We start from the raw sequence: 15,396 nt of genomic DNA, 5'->3' as shown, positions 1-15,396 counted from the left end.
TTATTCTAGCAAAGATAACGCTAATAAAACATTTTTCATTAGTGTTATAGACAATTATTATAAGGAATTTTTTATGAAAAAAATCGTATTCGCGGCAACCATGGCTGCTTTATTATCAGGTTGTCAATTAATTGAACAGATACAAGGTAAAGCTCAAGCTCCTTCTAAAGTTGAAGCGACGCCTGAGCAGATTGAGATGTTCAAAAAATTAGATGAACAATTTGAGCGTGTTAAAAAAACCGGTACTGAAATTGAATTTAATGGCGAAAAATATGTGAAACAAACGAGAGCGGTAAAAGGCGATGACCCTCGTTTTATTAGCTTAGCCGTGAGTGTTGACCGTTCAAATCGTAAATCGGTAACCAGTGAAACGTTTTATCTGAAAGATCTCTCCCATATATCGATGTTGACAACAAAATATTTGGATTCCAATAAAAAAGTATGTGATTTGCAAACGTTAAGTTATGCAAACGCTGCTTACTATGCATGTGATGGTAATAATTTTCAGCGTTTCATCGCCGTAGTGCATAAAGAAAAAAATATTCTGTCATTTCGCAGTCTAAAAACCTATCAGAAAAAACCAACGGAAGCGGAAGAAAACGCTATTGTTAAGAGCTTAATGAGTTATCCGTTTGATGCAATTTCTCGTTAATTAAAAAGATGGAAAGACGCAATCTTCTTTTAAAAGAAATGGGGATAACCCAATGGAAACTTCACCGTCCTGAGATATTTCAAGGGGCGGTGGGAATTACTGTGGCGGAACATATTCGTTTTGTGGTGGTATCCGATGAAAATGTGACTACATTTCCTTTATTTGAAGATATATTAATGAGCCTCGAATTAAAGCAAGCAGATTGTTTGTGTTTGAATTATGAGCAAATTCAACATCTTGAGTTAAACCATTCCGTACGCTATTGGCTACTTGCTGAAAATACGGAGAAAATTGACCGCACTTTACCTCATTGCTTGCACGCTGAACGTATTTATCGCTCACCGTGTTATCGGGATTTCCAATCTTCCCCCGCTGCTAAACGGGAACTTTGGCAACAAATTCAACAAGTTTAATCATATGCCTCAAATTTTTACTATTGAAGAATGCGATTTTGAACGTTTGTACGAGATTGAACAACAAGCGCATTTAGTGCCTTGGTCTTTCGGAACGCTAAAAAATAATCAAGGCGAGCGGTATTTGAATCTGAAATTGGTTAAAGATCATCGAATTATCGGGTTTGTCATTTGCCAAAAAGTATTGGATGAAGCCACCTTGTTTAATATTGCGATTGAGCCTGCTATGCAGGAGAAAGGATTAGGCACATTCCTGTTGAAGGCGTTAATGGAACGGCTTAAAGCGCAAGGCGTTCAAACCCTATGGCTTGAAGTGAGAGAATCTAATCAGGCTCGTTGGCTCTATGAAAAACAAGGATTTAATGAAGTGGGTATTCGTAAAAACTACTATCCGATGCCTGATGGCGGAAGGGAAAATGCCGTTGTGATGGCGTGTTATTTGTAAAAGTGCGGTCGTTATTGAGGAAATAACGACCGTTTTTTACTAAGTTTCTTGAGGAGGAAAGAGAAATGGATTAAGGCCGCTACGGGAAAACCCTTTTTCTTCCATTTCTACGTCTAAGAAAATAGAGGCTAAATCATCGGCGACCGCTTCTACATTAGGATCTTTTTCTTGGAACATCATTTTCAAATAACTTTCGCAACTGCCACAAGTTTCTGCACGGATCAAAGATAATTTTTCATTTAATGACCACATTTCTAATTTATCGTGTCCATTACAATTAGTGCATTGAGCGCGTACCAGATTCCATTCACTTTCACATAAGGCACAGTGTAGATAACGTAAGCCTTGTGATGAGCCGATGTGGATCATACTGGATACCGGCGTAGATCCGCAAACAGGGCAATAGTGGATATTTTCCGTATTTTCCAAACGGCTTGCGTGAGGAATTTGTTGGGCTAATTGTAACCAATAAAGAGAAAGTGCCGCCCAAATAAAAACGGCTTTGTCGCTACTGACTAAATTAAATTCTTCCGCTAACAGCTGATCCGCCATCTGTTCCAGTTCTGCCGTGCCGGCTTTTTCCAGCGATTCAATGGTTGCGATAACTTGTTCATTTGCTTTGGGTTTTATCTCATGCAAGATTTCGCTGAGATATTCACGCCAGATGCCATTACGCTTGAACGTTCTTGCATTAAGCGGCTTGACACCAATTAGCTGTTCTAAGTTTTGTTTTTCGAGCGGATTTTTTTCTAATGTATTTAGCTGACTTTCAACGATGTTTGCAGCAAAAAGCAAATAGTCGGCAAGTGGGTGTGCTTTTGCCAATTCTGTTAAACGTTTTGCCCGGCGCTGATAAAGATTTTTAGGATTGGCAAATAGCACGGCCGGTGTTTCATAAGAATTTGTTTTTTGTTGTTTAATTTCGGATTCTGATAGGATTTTGATACTCATAATGCCTCTTCAATAATAAAAAGTGCGGTCATTTTTAACCGCACTTTTGGAGTCCGTTTTGGACTTAGTCCGCAATACCTTTAAATAAGGCTTTAGGTTTTTCACCTTTTATTTGACGTTCTCCGTCTTTTTCCAACTCAGGGAGTATTTCTTCACGATACCAACGAGGGTGATGTTTTTTCGCCCAACGAACGGTTACCCAACCTTCCACAATACCGCGAATCGATCCTTTTACCCAAAATGCCATGTACATATGTACCATAATGCCGGTAAATAACATAAAGGCACTGGCAGAGTGGAGAAGAATCGCAATTCTTAATACCGGAATTGAGAAGTAGTGAGAAAAGTATTGACGCCACATAATGATGCCGGAAGCTAACAAGGTAAACATTGCCAAGATCAATGTCCAAAACAACATTTTTTGACCAAGATTGTATTTTCCGTTATCCGATACGGCGTGTTCATTACCTTTTAATACTTCCGTAATCCCTTTTAACCAACGAATATCATTTTTCTCCGGAACATTGTGATGCCAATATAATGAACATAAGAAAATAAAGGCAATAAACATTAAAATTCCGGTGAAAGGATGAACTGCACGCGCCAGTTGTGGTGTGCCTAAAATATCCGTTAGCCAGGCAAAATCAGGGAAGAAAAACGCCACCCCGGTAAACATGGTGAGGAAGAAAGTGATCACCAAAAACCAGTGACTTAAACGCGCAGGAATTCGATGACGAACGATACGAGTATCGTTAGTAATTTCAAATTTACTCATCTTCTTTTCCTCCGTGTTTCTCTTCGTTCTCAAATTTTTCATGGTGATCTTCGACATCGGTCTCAACATTTGGGCCAACAGTTAAGTAATGGCCAAGCTCAGCTAAGGCTAACCCACCCATTGCGACAGCCGCAACCGGTTTTAACACATCTTTCCATAAGGTGATACTGAGGTCGATTTTCGGATCTTTCGGCAGACCGTTGTAAAGTTCAGGCTTGTCAGCATGGTGCAGCACATACATCACGTGTGTACCACCAACGCCCGGCGGATCATAAAGTCCGGCATTTTTGTAGCCGCGTGACCTAAGATCGGCAACGCGTTGTTCCGCATAGATCTTCATTTCTTCTTTTGAACCGAAACGAATTGCACCTGTCGGACAGGTTTTAACACAAGCCGGTTCTTGACCGACAGAAACGCGATCGACGCAAAGGGTACATTTATATACGCGATTGTCGTCCGGATTCATTCGAGGAATATTGAAAGGACAGCCTGCGATACAGTAACCGCAACCGATACATTTATCCGATTGGAAATCAACGATACCGTTTTTGTATTGGATAATTGCACCCGGTGCAGGGCAGGCTTTTAAACAACCCGGTTCCGAGCAGTGCATACAACCGTCTTTACGAATTAACCACTCTAAACGATCGTTTTCTTCCACTTCGTTAAAGCGCATAACTGTCCATGCTTTTGCATTAAGATCAACCGGGTTGTCATAAACGCCTACGCATTGTGCATTGACATCGGAGCGGATGTCATTCCACTCCGAGCAACCCACCTGACAGGCTTTACAGCCGATACAGGTGGAAACATCAATTAGTTTTGCCACTTCAACTTTATGATCTCGTGCATGTGGAGCCGGTGTGAGATCTGATGTTGCGGAGATCTTAATAATATCTTGAGATTGTACACTCATCGTTTATGCCTCCGCTTTCTCAATGTTTACCAAGAATGTTTTGTATTCCGGTGTTTGTGTATTGGCTTCACCCCAAGATGGAGTGAGAACATTAGTGGAGAATCCACGATTACCTTTACCATTTAAGGCTTTCATATTCCAGTGAATCGGAATACCTACATGGTGAACCGTTTTGCCGTCAATTTCCAGTTCTTTCAAACGTTTGGTAACAACGGCAACCGCTTTGATATAACCACGTTTTGATGTGATTTTCACCATATCGCCTTTTTGAATACCTTTTTCTGCGGCTAATTTTTCCCCGATTTCCACAAATTGTTGTGGCTGGGCAATAATGTTAAGCGCAGATTGTGCAGTCCAGCTGTGGAAGTGTTCGGTTAAACGATAAGTGGTCGCCACAAATGGGAACTCTTTGTTTGATCCGATAAATTCACGGTCTTCCTTGTAAATACGCACGGTTGGATCGGTCACCACATTTGGATGGAGCGGGTTGGTATCAATCGGGCTTTCAACCGGCTCATAATGCTCAGGCATTGGGCCGTTATTGATTTTATCTACGGCAAATAAGCGACCCACACCTTCGGCAGACATAATAAACGGACCTGCCTCAGAACCCGGTGGTTGAGTACCATAGTCGGCAACATCAAACCAGTTCCAGTTTTTACCGTTCCATTTGATTAGCTGACGATGTTTATCCCATGGTTTACCGTTAATATCCAAGGAAGCACGGCTATAAAGCACACGACGGTTTGCCGGCCAAGCAAATCCCCAACCTACCGTACAACCTAAGCCGGATGGATCCGAATTATCTCGATTCGCGGTTTGGTTACCTTTTTCCGTCCATTGACCTACGTATAGCCAGTTACCCGATGTAGTAGTACCGTCATCACGTAAGTGAGCGAATCCATTGAGTAATTGCCCTTTTTTGTACATTAGGTTGCCGTTTGGATCATAAAGATCTTCAAGGGCATAACCATTTAATTCTTTTGCTAATTCTTCCGCACTTGGCGAGTGTGGTTGCGCGTAATTCCAGGTCATTGCTTCAAAAGATTCAATACCGCGACCGCCTTCTTCTTTGTAGAGTGCGTGCATTTCTTCACGAATCATTGAAAGAATATCCACATCCGGTAATGCTTCACCCGGTTGATCACAGCCTTTCCAGTGCCATTGCGCCCAACGGCCGGAGTTGGCGATTGAACCGTCTTCTTCCGCAAAACAAGTGGTTGGTAGACGGAATACTTCGGTCTGAATATCCGCAGGATTCACATTGTTTGATTCACCAAAGTTTTTCCAGAATTCAGAACTTTCGGTTTGAAGCGGATCAAGCACGATTAAGTATTTTAATTTGCTCATACCTGCAAGGGTTTTATTCTTATTCGGTAATGAATTCAATACGTTAAAACCTTGCAAGATCCAACCGTGCAACTCGCCATCATTCATTAATTTCACATGAGTGATAGGGTCGTATAAGCGATCTGTTTTCGGTAAGAAATCAAAGCCCCAACCGTTTTCTTTGGTCGCATTTTCACCATAGAAAGTTTTCATCATACTTACAAAGAATTTTGAAGTATTACGATAATAGTTGATTTGACCCGGAACGATGTCTTTTGGCGTGATCGCATTGATATATTGCTCATAAGATGAGTCTTTATCGTTTGGTAAACGCATATAACCGGGTAGGGAAGTCGGTAACAATCCCATGTCTGTCGTACCTTGTACGTTTGAGTGTCCGCGTAATGCGTTAATACCACCACCCGGCATCCCCATATTACCTAATAGTAATTGGATCATTGCCATCGAACGGATATTTTGTGTACCGATAGTATGTTCTGTAAAACCGAGTGCATATAAATGCGTCATGGTTTTATTTGGTTTTGAGGTTTCACCGATTTCTTCACAGATTTGTAAGAATAGTTTTTGTTTTACGCCGGTTACGCGTTCGACCATTTCCGGTGTGTAACGAGAAACGTGTTCTTTCAATACATTAATCACACAACGTGGGTTTTGTAATGTCATATCACGTTTAACCTGACCATTCTCATCAAATTGATAATTCCAAGTTGATTTATCGTAGCTACGTTTTTCCGCATCGTAACCTGAGAATAGCCCGTCTTCAAATTTAAAGCCTTCGTTGACTAAGAAAGAAGCGTTAGTATAGTGTTGAACATATTCGTATTGAATCTTATCATTTTCCAATAAGTAACGAATCACACCCATTAAGAACGCAATATCGGAACCGGAACGAATCGGCGCATGAAGATCAGCGACAGAGGCTGTACGGTTAAAGCGTGGATCGATAACGATGATTTTTGCACCGTTTTTCTTCGCTTCAATCGCCCAACGGAACCCAACAGGGTGGGCTTCGGCAGGGTTACCGCCTTGAACAATGATTAAATCGGCATTTTTGATGTCAACCCAGTTGTTTGTCATGGCACCGCGACCAAATGATGGAGCAAGACTTGCTACCGTTGGTCCGTGTCAAGTATTAGCTTGGTTACATACCGGCACCATCCCGAGCATTCGAATCCATTTTTGCGTTAGTAACGCGGCTTCATTGCTCATTGCGGAGGCTGTCATAATCCCAGTGGTTGACCAACGGTTAACGGTTTTCCCGCTTGCATCGGTTTCTATAAAATTGGCATCGCGATCATCTTTCATTAAGCGGGCAATACGTTTAATTGCCTCCTGCCAAGAAAGGCGTTCCCATCTGTCTGAACCTGGTGCACGATATTGAGGATATAAAGAACGGCTTTCACTGTTTACATAATCTAGTGCGCCGGCACCTTTCGGACAGAGTGCGCCACGACTAATCGGATGGTCTGGATCACCTTCAAGGTGAAATAATTTTGAACGGGTATTTGTACTTGTGTAGCTGCTTAAGCCCGTATTTGGTTTGCCTGTACTATAAAGCAACATACCGCAACTGACGGCACAATATGTACAGGTGTTACGAGATTCATAGGCGCGTAATAATTTATATTCACGCGGCGCTGCTAACGCGTTTGCCGGAGCAAAACCTAACATAGCAGCGGAGGTTCCCGCCATACCACCTGCACAGATCTTAAAGAATTTTCTTCTTGAGACCTGCATAATCACTCCTTTCAACAATAGGTTGTTGAGATATTATTAGATAGTAAAGAAATTCATCTAGAAAATTTAGTTGATTTCGTTAGAATAACGCCGATCAACAGACTAAATTGAGTATAAAAAAACATCAATTTAAGCTTGTCGTAGAATACCTATTTTTTAGTGATAAATCCATAATCAAAATGCATTATATCCACAAAATACGTGACTAAGATCACGAAATTAGCAAAAAAACTTAACATTTTCGTTACATGATTAATAGGCAGGTTATCAATGAATGGGTTAATTGAACAATCCATCAATTTTTTTTTAAAAAAGCCAAAAACATCAGAAAAATCAACCGCACTTTTACAAACAAAAAACGATTTGCTCGCTGTTGAAACCCCGGTTTCACTTGTTTATAACGGTATTTCTCATGCTGTGATGATGTGTTCTCCGCAGGATTTAGAAGATTTTGCTTTAGGTTTTTCTTTAACGGAAGGCATTATTAATCAACCTGCTGATATTTATGGTATTGATGTACAAGAAGTGTGTAATGGCATTGAAGTGCAAATTGAGCTTTCCAGTCGTCAATTTATGGCACTTAAAGAACATCGACGAAATCTTACCGGACGTACGGGGTGTGGAATTTGTGGCACGGAACAGTTAAACCAAGTATATAAAAACTTTCCTAAGTTAGACCGCACTTTTCAGTTTGATGTTAGTTTGCTCGATAATTGCCTTTCTACGTTGCAGGAAAATCAACAATTAGGTAACCAAACCGGTGCAACCCATGCCTGTGCATTTTTTGATTTACAAGGCAATATACTTGCTATTCGAGAAGATGTTGGACGTCATGTAGCATTGGATAAACTGCTTGGTTGGTATGCTAAAACCGATAAACAGGGTTTCATTTTGACATCAAGTAGAGCAAGCTATGAAATGGTGCAAAAAGCAATTTCATGTCGAGTAGAAATGTTAGTCGCAATTTCTGCGGCAACGGATTTGGCGGTAAAAATGGCTGAAACTCATCATTTGACATTGGTAGGGTTTGCAAGAGAAGGTAAGGGGAATGTTTATACAGGAAAAGAGCGGTTAATTTTTTAGGTGTTTTTCGCGATAAAGTGTTTCATTAATTCTTATCATAAAAAAGACGAGGCTGATTGAATCGCCTCGTCTTTTTTGAAGTTTATTCCCCTTTTACTTCTTTCATCCAGCGATCAATTAAACGTTTCGCTTCTTGGTCGGCGCCAAACCGAATGAAATCAATATCAATTAATTTTAATTTCATCGGATCGGGGAGATTTGGGTGCGATTTTGCGTGGATATTGGTCGGTAACTGATAAGAATCAGCTTCACGCCACGGAATTTCTTGTGCTTCGGCGGACAGGACAAAATCAATAAAACGTTTGGCATTTTCTAAATTTCGTCCGTTTTTGATAATACTTACCGCCCCTAGGGTGTAACCGACCCCTTCGCAAGGCAGAATGCCGACAACAGGCGCGCCTTTATCTTTTTCACGTACATAGGCGTGCATAAAACTAATATTCACTGCCGTTGCACCGGTAGAAAGATTGCTGGTTGCCATGCCGCTTTTGGTGTATTGGTTGATATTTTTGTTTAAGGCTTTTAAATAATCGAACGCTTTATCTTCACCCATAATTTCGATTAAGGTCGAAAGAATACTATATCCCGTACCGGATACGCGAGGATCGGGATATTGCACTAAATCCTTAAATTCCGGTTTTAATAAATCCGCATAACATTGTGGCTTGGCGATGTTTTTTTCAGTAAGGGATTTTTCATTTATCCCAATGCCAAGTTCCATTAAATAAATAATCGAAGTGGTATCACCGCGTTGTTCTACCAATTTTTTAAACTGAGGCATAATATCTTTTTGTTCGGGAGAACGATACGTCGCAAGCAAACCGGCATCTCGTGCTTGAAGGTGCGGTTCAAAGGTTCCGCCATACCAAACATCAGCTTGAGGATTATCTTTTTCTGCTTTGAGCTTGCCTAACACAGTACTGGTGCTATGACGTACGAATTGTGTTTCAACATGATATTTTTTGCTAAATGCTTGTGAAACTTTCTCGCAGGTAGTGTTTTGAACGCTGCAATAAACAACGAGTTTTCCTTGTGCCTCGGCATGATTTGGTAAACTGAAACCTAAAAGAGTACAAAGTGCGGTAAATTTTAAGGTATTTTTTAAATGCGCATAGTGGGTCATCATGCATCCCTACTTATTATTAATTGATGAATTAAAGAAAAAAGTAAGTCAGCCCTTGAGGAAGAGAAGATTAGTTTCCTACGTCAGTGCTAACTGCTTCAGGTTCACGGGTATTTCTCAGCGATTTTGCACCCCGACTAACCGAATCCACTATAAGCTGTCCCCCTATTTTTGTAAAGTCGGATCTGTTTCTTGTTTCTGTCGTTGTGATGTTTTAAATGTACAAATATATGGAGTTTTTGTCATGAAAAATAGTGGTTGAAATACAAGGGATTTGGTGTTTTTAATGCATTGGTTATACAGGTTTACAATGTACTGAAATTGATATATTTGAAAAGATAGTCCCGTTAAAACTGAGTGATGAATCTATTGTAAATAAAAAAATTGATCTACCTCTCATAAATAACTTTTGCCAATACACATTTAATTTTTCTTTTTGTAAGATTTAGATGTTTAGTAAAGGTTATTTTTTATGAAAAAAGAGAAAGTTTATTACGCTCATTCCACCGAAAGTTTTTCAGAATCTCAGTGGCAAATTTTACAGAATCATTTGTATCAAGTCGCTGAAATGGCGGCTAATTTTGCTTGTTTTTTTGGCTCACAAGAAATAGCAAGGAATACGGCTAAATTGCACGACTTGGGTAAATATACGGAAGCATTTGATAGAAGACTGCGGGGGGGACCTTCCGTTGACCATGCCACCGCAGGTGCGAAGATTGCGGTCGAGCGCTGGGGAGGAGCAGGTAAGATGATGGCTTTCTGTATTGCAGGTCATCATGCAGGTTTGGCAAACGGGAATGGAGAGGGGGATAACCGTCGCACCCTGGCACAACGCCTTGCATTGGCTTTTGGCAAAGATATTCCCGAGCTTGATCCTGTTTGGCAGCAGGAAATTATGTTGCCTGAAAAAATGCCCGCCCCGCCCTTGAAAGCCGACGCCCATCATAAATGGTTTTCCTATGCTTTCTTTACTCGCATGCTATATTCTTGCCTGGTAGATGCCGATTTTCTCGATACCGAAGCCTTTTATGCCTCCGTTGAACACAAAGCCATGCAGCGTGGTGGCTATCCCGATTTACACGCACTGCAACAGCGCTTCAACGCCTTTATTGAGTCTTTCAGAGTGTCTGCCAAACAGGCTGCTATGACCGAAAGCGAACAACGTCGCGCCGAGCTTAATCGTCTGCGCAGTAACATTCTCGACCATGCCGTTGCACAAGCCGGTGAACAGCCTGGGCTGTTTACCCTTACCGTGCCTACCGGCGGCGGTAAAACCTTTACCTCAATGGCGTTTGCCTTGGAACATGCCAAGCGGTACGGCATGCGCCGCGTGATTTATGTTATCCCTTTTACCAGTATCATTGAGCAAAACGCCGCCGAATTTCGTAAGGCTTTCGGCGATTTGGGCGAAGCCTCCGTGTTAGAACACCACAGCACTTTTGACAACACCAAGCTCAAAAATCAACACAGCAAAGACAAACTGCGCCAAGCCTCCGAAAACTGGGATATGCCTGTGATTGTGACTACCGCTGTGCAGTTTTTCGAATCGTTGTTTGCCGACCGCTCCTCACGCTGTCGCAAACTGCACAACATTACCGGAAGCGTGATTATTCTCGACGAAGCGCAAATGTTGCCGCTTAATCTGCTGTTACCTGTGATGCAAGCAATCAAAGAGCTAGCTCAAAACTATCGTTGCAGCGTAGTGATGTGCACCGCCACTCAACCCGCCGTGCAGACAGAACACGGCTTTTACCGCGGCTTTGAAAATGTGCGCGAAATTGCCCCTAATCCGACCGCACTTTTCGCACAACTGCGTCGAACTACCGTACAACATATTGGTTTGCAAACTGATGCCGACTTGTTGGAGAAACTAGGTCAGCACTCACAAATGCTCATCATCGTCAATAATCGCCGCCACGCCCGAGAATTGTATGACAATGCCAAGCTGCTTGATGGAGTGTTCCATCTCACCACCCTAATGTGTGCCAAACACCGTACCCAAATGCTGGAAACCATCCGAGATCGTCTGAAAAACGGCGAATCCTGCCGAGTGATTGCTACATCTTTGATTGAAGCGGGCGTTGATGTCGATTTTCCGCTGGTGATGCGCGCCGAAGCAGGGCTAGATTCCGTCGCCCAAGCTGCCGGACGCTGCAACCGCGAAGGTAAAAGGCTGGCTGAAGAGAGCTTTGTCTGGATCTTCCAGCCCGAGGCGCAATGGAAAGCCCCGGCAGAACTTGGTCTGCTTTCCGGTGTGATGCGCTCTGTGGTGCGGCAGTATGCTGACGATTTACTGTCTGTGGAGGCTATCACCAGTTACTTTAGCGAGGTTTACCAACTCAAAGGCGCCGAGCTGGACCAGCGCCGAATCCTCGCCATGCACCACAACGCAGGCAGCAGCTTCAACTTCCCCTTCCAAACCATCGCGGCAAAGTTCCGCATGATCGAAACCCATATGCAGCCACTCATCATCCCGTTCGACGATGAGGCTGAACACCTGCTCGACAGCCTGCGCCACGCCGACCAAATCGGTGGACTGTTGCGCAAACTCCAGCCCTACACCGTGCAAATTCCCGAAAGCGCACTAGATGCTTTGCTGAAAGCTGGACGCATTGAAGCTATCAACGAACACACCTTCGGCAAACAGTTCTACAGCCTGATCGGGTTGGATTTGTATGATGAAGTGGCGGGTTTGAGTTGGGTGGATACTAATTTTTTAAGAGAGGAGAATTTGATTTTTTAGTTTAAGAAAGTTTTCAATCCATTATTAAAAATATTTTTTAAAAAACTTATAAATTTATTAAGAAGGTAAAACTATGGAACGTTCACATCTTGTACGTATGCGTGTTAGAAATATTGGCTGTATCGGTAATGAGGGCTTGACAGTTGAACTAGATGATATTGTGTGCTTAGTCGGAGCAAATAATGCTGGTAAAACAACAGTATTAAGAGCATATGAATTAGCAGTTCAGCAAGAAAAGTTAGATATAAAAGATTTTAATTGTAATGCAAATGGAAATCCTGCTACGGTCGAATTATGGGTTCATATTCCTAAAAGTGCAGGCAACATTGATGAAAAATGGAAAGAGGCAACAGAAGATGGATTATTGCTAGTCCGCTCTAAGTGGGAATGGCCTTTAGAAGGAGGAAAACCTACTAGACGCACTTGGGATCCAGAGAAGAGAGAATATGCGGATGACGGTAAAGCTGCTGGATTAGATACTGTGTTTAATAGCCGTTTGCCCAAACCATTTAGAATAGGTTCTTTAGATAATCCTGAAGAAGAGCATAAAAAATTATTAAATCTTGTACTTGAACCAATAATTAATAAATATAAAGAAATTATAGAAAATGAAGAATCTGAATTAAGCAATAAAATTAAGGAACTGAAGAGCTTGGCAAATGATCCAATATCAGAACTTCGTAGCGACATTGAAAAAATCCAGCAACAGATTAATTCATCCTATTGCAAAGTATTTAGTGCATCAGGAATTCATCTTAACATTGGGATTGGAGATATTGGTTTTGATCCTGCAAAATCTTTGCTATCAGGTTCAAGAATTGATATTTCTGAAACAGGCAACGTTGCTCGCTGGGATCAGCAAGGAACAGGCTCACAGCGAGCACTATTTTGGTCTATTCTTCAGGTAAGATCTGAGTTAAGTAGAGTTTCTGATATACAAAAGGAATTACAAAAATTAGAAAGCAAAAAATCACAAACTTCGAAAGATAAAGAAAAAATTCAAAATCTTAAGAGCCAATTATCTCAATCTCAAAATGGTTCAAGCGATTTCTTTTTGCCTGGGTACATGTTGTTGATTGATGAGCCTGAGACGGCATTACATCCCTCAGCAGTTCGTGCAGCTAAAGAACATTTATATAACTTAGCGTCTGAAGCAGGTTGGCAAGTCATGTTGAGTACTCATCATCCTGCTTTTGTTGATCCTATAAAAGATCATACAACCATTGTTCGCTTACATCGATTAGATAAGCATTTAGAACCCAATATATATAAATCAGAAACAATAAATTTTAGTGATGATGAATTAGATAATCTGAAAGCATTAATGGTTTTTGATTCTAATGTTTCTGAAATTTTTTTTGGAGATAAAGTTGTTATTGTCGAAGGGGATACTGAGTTTGCTGCTTTTCATGAAGTTATGAATAGTAATCCAGCGGATTATCCTGTTAGCCAACGTCCTCTTATTATTAGAGCTAGAGGAAAAGCGACAATTACTATTTTAGTAAAAATCTTATCTCATTTTAAAATTAATTTTTCTGTATTGCACGATATAGACTCTCCTAAAATTTCGTCTGGTGATAGGGCTAATTCGGCATACTCTATAAATAGAGCAATTTCAGAGGCCGTAACTGAGGCACGTAAAGCTGGATTAACAGTTACTTATCGTTGTTCATGTCCTAATTTTGAAATTCATCATCACATGGACTTGCCATCTAAAGATAAGCCATTTAGAAGTTGGAAAGCTGTTCAAGAGAAGGAAAAAGTGCGTTCAAGTGTAGAATCTATACTGAAAGAATTAATCAGCGTATGCAATGATATTCCAAGTAATGATGGTACTAACTATGAAGAAACTTTAAAAAATTGGATTGAGTTTCATCATAAACAGGACGAGCCTTGTTACAAATTTTAAAAGTATAAGTATGGATGATATATGATCTGCCCCTTCTCCCCGAAAGGGGATGTGTTAACAAAATCATAGGAGAACAAAAAATGAATCGGGTACGCCTACACATCTGGGGGGGGATTACGCCTGTTTTACCCGTCCGGAAATGAAGGTGGAGCGGGTGTCTTACGATATCATCATGCCATCGGCAGCGAGAGGAATTTTGGCAGCAGTTCACTGGAAACCTGCGATACTCTGGGTGATTGATCGCATTTATGTATTGAAACCGATCCGTTTTGAATCGGTGCGGCGTAATGAATTGGGCAGCAAGATTTCTGAAAGCAAGGTGAGCGGGGCGATGCGGCGGCACGTTATTTCGGGGTGTTCAGCCATTTGCTGTGCGAAAACAGTGGTTTTGTTTTCGATGGACGCAACCGCAGACCAGGTGAACGCACTACTGTCATTTGTGTACAGTATTTTGGGCAAGGATATCAGCGGTGCATTGCAAGGCGTGGGTTTAGATCCGCAGGTGGGTTTTCTGCATGCCGATCGTCCGGGGAGAGACAGTTTGGCACAAGATATTTTGGAGGAGTTTCGAGCGTGGTGGGCGGACAGGTTGGTGCTGTCGCTAATTAACCGAGGGCAAATTAAGTCTAAGGATTTTGTGACCGAGGCGGGTGGAGCGGTGAATATCAAGCCGGAGGCACGCAAGCTATTGTTCCAAACTTTGCAGGCGAAAAAGCAGGAAAAGATTGTGCATCCATTTTTACAGGAAGAGGTGGTCGTCGGTCTGTTACCGCATATTCAAGCTATGTTGCTAGCGAGGCATTTACGCGGCGATTTGGCTGAGTATCCCCCGTTTTTGATGCGATAATTCATTAATAATATGAAGGAGAACATTTTAATGTTTTTGGGAGTGAATCATTTATGATGATGTTAATTACCTATGATATCTCTTTTGAGACAGATGATGGTGAAGGAAGGTTACGTAGAATAGCTAAACATTGCTTGGATTATGGCATTCGCGCGCAATATTCAGTGTTTGAATGTGATGTAACGCCTGATCAATGGGTGGTTCTAAAAGAGAAACTTCTCAATACTTATGATCCTAAATGCGATAGTTTACGGTTTTACCATTTGGGTAGTAAATGGCGTAATAAAGTAGAACATCACGGAGCAAAACAATCAATAGACATATTTAAGGATACGCTGATTTTATAATTCGCTAGCCTATAGTTATCAAGAAAAAGCTGAGTGGTTAGCGATAATAAAAGTTCTTTAAAAATTAGTATCTTATAAAATTGAAGTATGGCAAGAAGAGCTGTG

General features: G+C 41.4%; 12 protein-coding genes, 2 pseudogenes and 1 riboswitch. Of the genes and pseudogenes, 9 read left to right on the top strand and 5 right to left on the bottom strand.

Features of this window, described 5'->3' with window-relative positions; genetic code table 11:
• Positions 1–73: 73 nt before the first annotated feature.
• From PNEUHYL_RS08765 to rimI, 3 genes are read left to right on the top strand one after another with little or no spacing between them, the layout of a single operon-like run.
• Positions 74–652: a membrane lipoprotein lipid attachment site-containing protein gene (locus PNEUHYL_RS08765; RefSeq protein WP_059367287.1), complete on the top strand. Its 579-nt coding sequence runs from the start codon at positions 74–76 to the stop codon at positions 650–652.
• 8 nt (positions 653–660) lie between these two features.
• Positions 661–1,065: a DNA polymerase III subunit psi gene (holD, locus tag PNEUHYL_RS08760; protein ID WP_059367286.1), complete on the top strand. Its 405-nt coding sequence runs from the start codon at positions 661–663 to the stop codon at positions 1,063–1,065.
• A 4-nt stretch (positions 1,066–1,069) separates the two neighbouring features.
• Positions 1,070–1,510, top strand: coding sequence for a ribosomal protein S18-alanine N-acetyltransferase (gene rimI / locus PNEUHYL_RS08755; RefSeq protein ID WP_059367284.1), 441 nt, complete (start codon positions 1,070–1,072; stop codon positions 1,508–1,510).
• Between the two features lie 39 nt (positions 1,511–1,549).
• On the opposite strand, the gene fdhE is transcribed toward rimI, so the two are convergent.
• The 4 genes from fdhE to fdnG form a co-directional block, all read right to left on the bottom strand.
• Positions 1,550–2,461 carry a formate dehydrogenase accessory protein FdhE gene (fdhE, locus tag PNEUHYL_RS08750; RefSeq protein WP_059367282.1) on the bottom strand — a complete coding sequence of 304 codons (912 nt, stop codon included), beginning with the start codon at positions 2,459–2,461 and terminating at the stop codon, positions 1,550–1,552.
• Between the two features lie 64 nt (positions 2,462–2,525).
• Positions 2,526–3,236 (bottom strand): formate dehydrogenase subunit gamma, encoded by a 711-nt coding sequence (locus tag PNEUHYL_RS08745; protein ID WP_059367279.1) that lies wholly within the window; start codon positions 3,234–3,236, stop codon positions 2,526–2,528.
• A complete protein-coding gene (gene fdxH, locus PNEUHYL_RS08740; RefSeq protein WP_059367276.1) occupies positions 3,229–4,152 on the bottom strand; it encodes a formate dehydrogenase subunit beta in 924 nt (307 codons plus the stop codon). Before fdxH ends, PNEUHYL_RS08745 begins: the two co-directional genes overlap by 8 nt.
• Before the next feature lie 3 nt (positions 4,153–4,155).
• Entirely contained in the window at positions 4,156–7,239 is a 3,084-nt protein-coding gene (gene fdnG / locus PNEUHYL_RS08735) for a formate dehydrogenase-N subunit alpha (RefSeq protein ID WP_135968806.1), read from the bottom strand.
• 270 nt (positions 7,240–7,509) lie between these two features.
• On the opposite strand from fdnG, the gene fdhD reads away from it, so the two are divergent.
• Positions 7,510–8,322: a formate dehydrogenase accessory sulfurtransferase FdhD gene (gene fdhD / locus PNEUHYL_RS08725; protein WP_059367269.1), complete on the top strand. Its 813-nt coding sequence runs from the start codon at positions 7,510–7,512 to the stop codon at positions 8,320–8,322.
• Positions 8,323–8,404: 82 nt separating this feature from the next.
• Here fdhD and PNEUHYL_RS08720 read toward each other — a convergent pair whose 3' ends face one another.
• Positions 8,405–9,445, bottom strand: coding sequence for an ABC transporter substrate-binding protein (locus PNEUHYL_RS08720; RefSeq protein WP_059367266.1), 1,041 nt, complete (start codon positions 9,443–9,445; stop codon positions 8,405–8,407).
• A gap of 58 nt (positions 9,446–9,503) precedes the next feature.
• Positions 9,504–9,591: riboswitch (TPP riboswitch) on the bottom strand.
• Between the two features lie 326 nt (positions 9,592–9,917).
• Between PNEUHYL_RS08720 and PNEUHYL_RS08715 the strand changes: the two genes are divergently transcribed.
• The 5 genes and pseudogenes from PNEUHYL_RS08715 (at position 9,918) to cas2 (ending at position 15,291) form a co-directional block, all read left to right on the top strand.
• Positions 9,918–12,188 (top strand): CRISPR-associated helicase/endonuclease Cas3, encoded by a 2,271-nt coding sequence (locus PNEUHYL_RS08715; RefSeq protein ID WP_059367264.1) that lies wholly within the window; start codon positions 9,918–9,920, stop codon positions 12,186–12,188.
• A gap of 73 nt (positions 12,189–12,261) precedes the next feature.
• Entirely contained in the window at positions 12,262–14,097 is a 1,836-nt protein-coding gene (locus tag PNEUHYL_RS08710) for an ATP-dependent nuclease (RefSeq protein WP_059367262.1), read from the top strand.
• 80 nt (positions 14,098–14,177) lie between these two features.
• Positions 14,178–14,437 (top strand): annotated as a pseudogene (gene cas5c / locus PNEUHYL_RS13550) (type I-C CRISPR-associated protein Cas5c); the annotation flags it as partial.
• A pseudogene (gene cas1 / locus PNEUHYL_RS08705) lies at positions 14,413–14,944 on the top strand (CRISPR-associated endonuclease Cas1); the annotation flags it as partial. The pseudogenes cas5c and cas1, both read left to right, overlap by 25 nt.
• Before the next feature lie 53 nt (positions 14,945–14,997).
• Positions 14,998–15,291: a CRISPR-associated endonuclease Cas2 gene (gene cas2 / locus PNEUHYL_RS08700; protein ID WP_059367260.1), complete on the top strand. Its 294-nt coding sequence runs from the start codon at positions 14,998–15,000 to the stop codon at positions 15,289–15,291.
• Positions 15,292–15,396 lie beyond the last annotated feature (105 nt).

The organism is Rodentibacter caecimuris (genome assembly GCF_001019715.1).
GTDB lineage: Bacteria > Pseudomonadota > Gammaproteobacteria > Enterobacterales > Pasteurellaceae > Rodentibacter > Rodentibacter caecimuris.
Note: the sequence above shows the minus strand (reverse complement) of the source record. Positions and strands in the feature narration are given on the sequence as shown.

What these genes read in the sequence shown, in the direction of transcription:
- PNEUHYL_RS08765 (WP_059367287.1), top strand. Translation starts at nt 74, where the DNA reads ATGAAAAAAATCGTATTCGCGGCAACCATGGCTGCTTTATTATCAGGT.
- holD (WP_059367286.1), top strand. Translation starts at nt 661, where the DNA reads ATGGAAAGACGCAATCTTCTTTTAAAAGAAATGGGGATAACCCAATGG.
- rimI (WP_059367284.1), top strand. Translation starts at nt 1,070, where the DNA reads ATGCCTCAAATTTTTACTATTGAAGAATGCGATTTTGAACGTTTGTAC.
- fdhE (WP_059367282.1), bottom strand. Translation starts at nt 2,461, where the DNA reads ATGAGTATCAAAATCCTATCAGAATCCGAAATTAAACAACAAAAAACA.
- PNEUHYL_RS08745 (WP_059367279.1), bottom strand. Translation starts at nt 3,236, where the DNA reads ATGAGTAAATTTGAAATTACTAACGATACTCGTATCGTTCGTCATCGA.
- fdxH (WP_059367276.1), bottom strand. Translation starts at nt 4,152, where the DNA reads ATGAGTGTACAATCTCAAGATATTATTAAGATCTCCGCAACATCAGAT.
- fdhD (WP_059367269.1), top strand. Translation starts at nt 7,510, where the DNA reads ATGAATGGGTTAATTGAACAATCCATCAATTTTTTTTTAAAAAAGCCA.
- PNEUHYL_RS08720 (WP_059367266.1), bottom strand. Translation starts at nt 9,445, where the DNA reads ATGACCCACTATGCGCATTTAAAAAATACCTTAAAATTTACCGCACTT.
- PNEUHYL_RS08715 (WP_059367264.1), top strand. Translation starts at nt 9,918, where the DNA reads ATGAAAAAAGAGAAAGTTTATTACGCTCATTCCACCGAAAGTTTTTCA.
- PNEUHYL_RS08710 (WP_059367262.1), top strand. Translation starts at nt 12,262, where the DNA reads ATGGAACGTTCACATCTTGTACGTATGCGTGTTAGAAATATTGGCTGT.
- cas2 (WP_059367260.1), top strand. Translation starts at nt 14,998, where the DNA reads ATGATGATGTTAATTACCTATGATATCTCTTTTGAGACAGATGATGGT.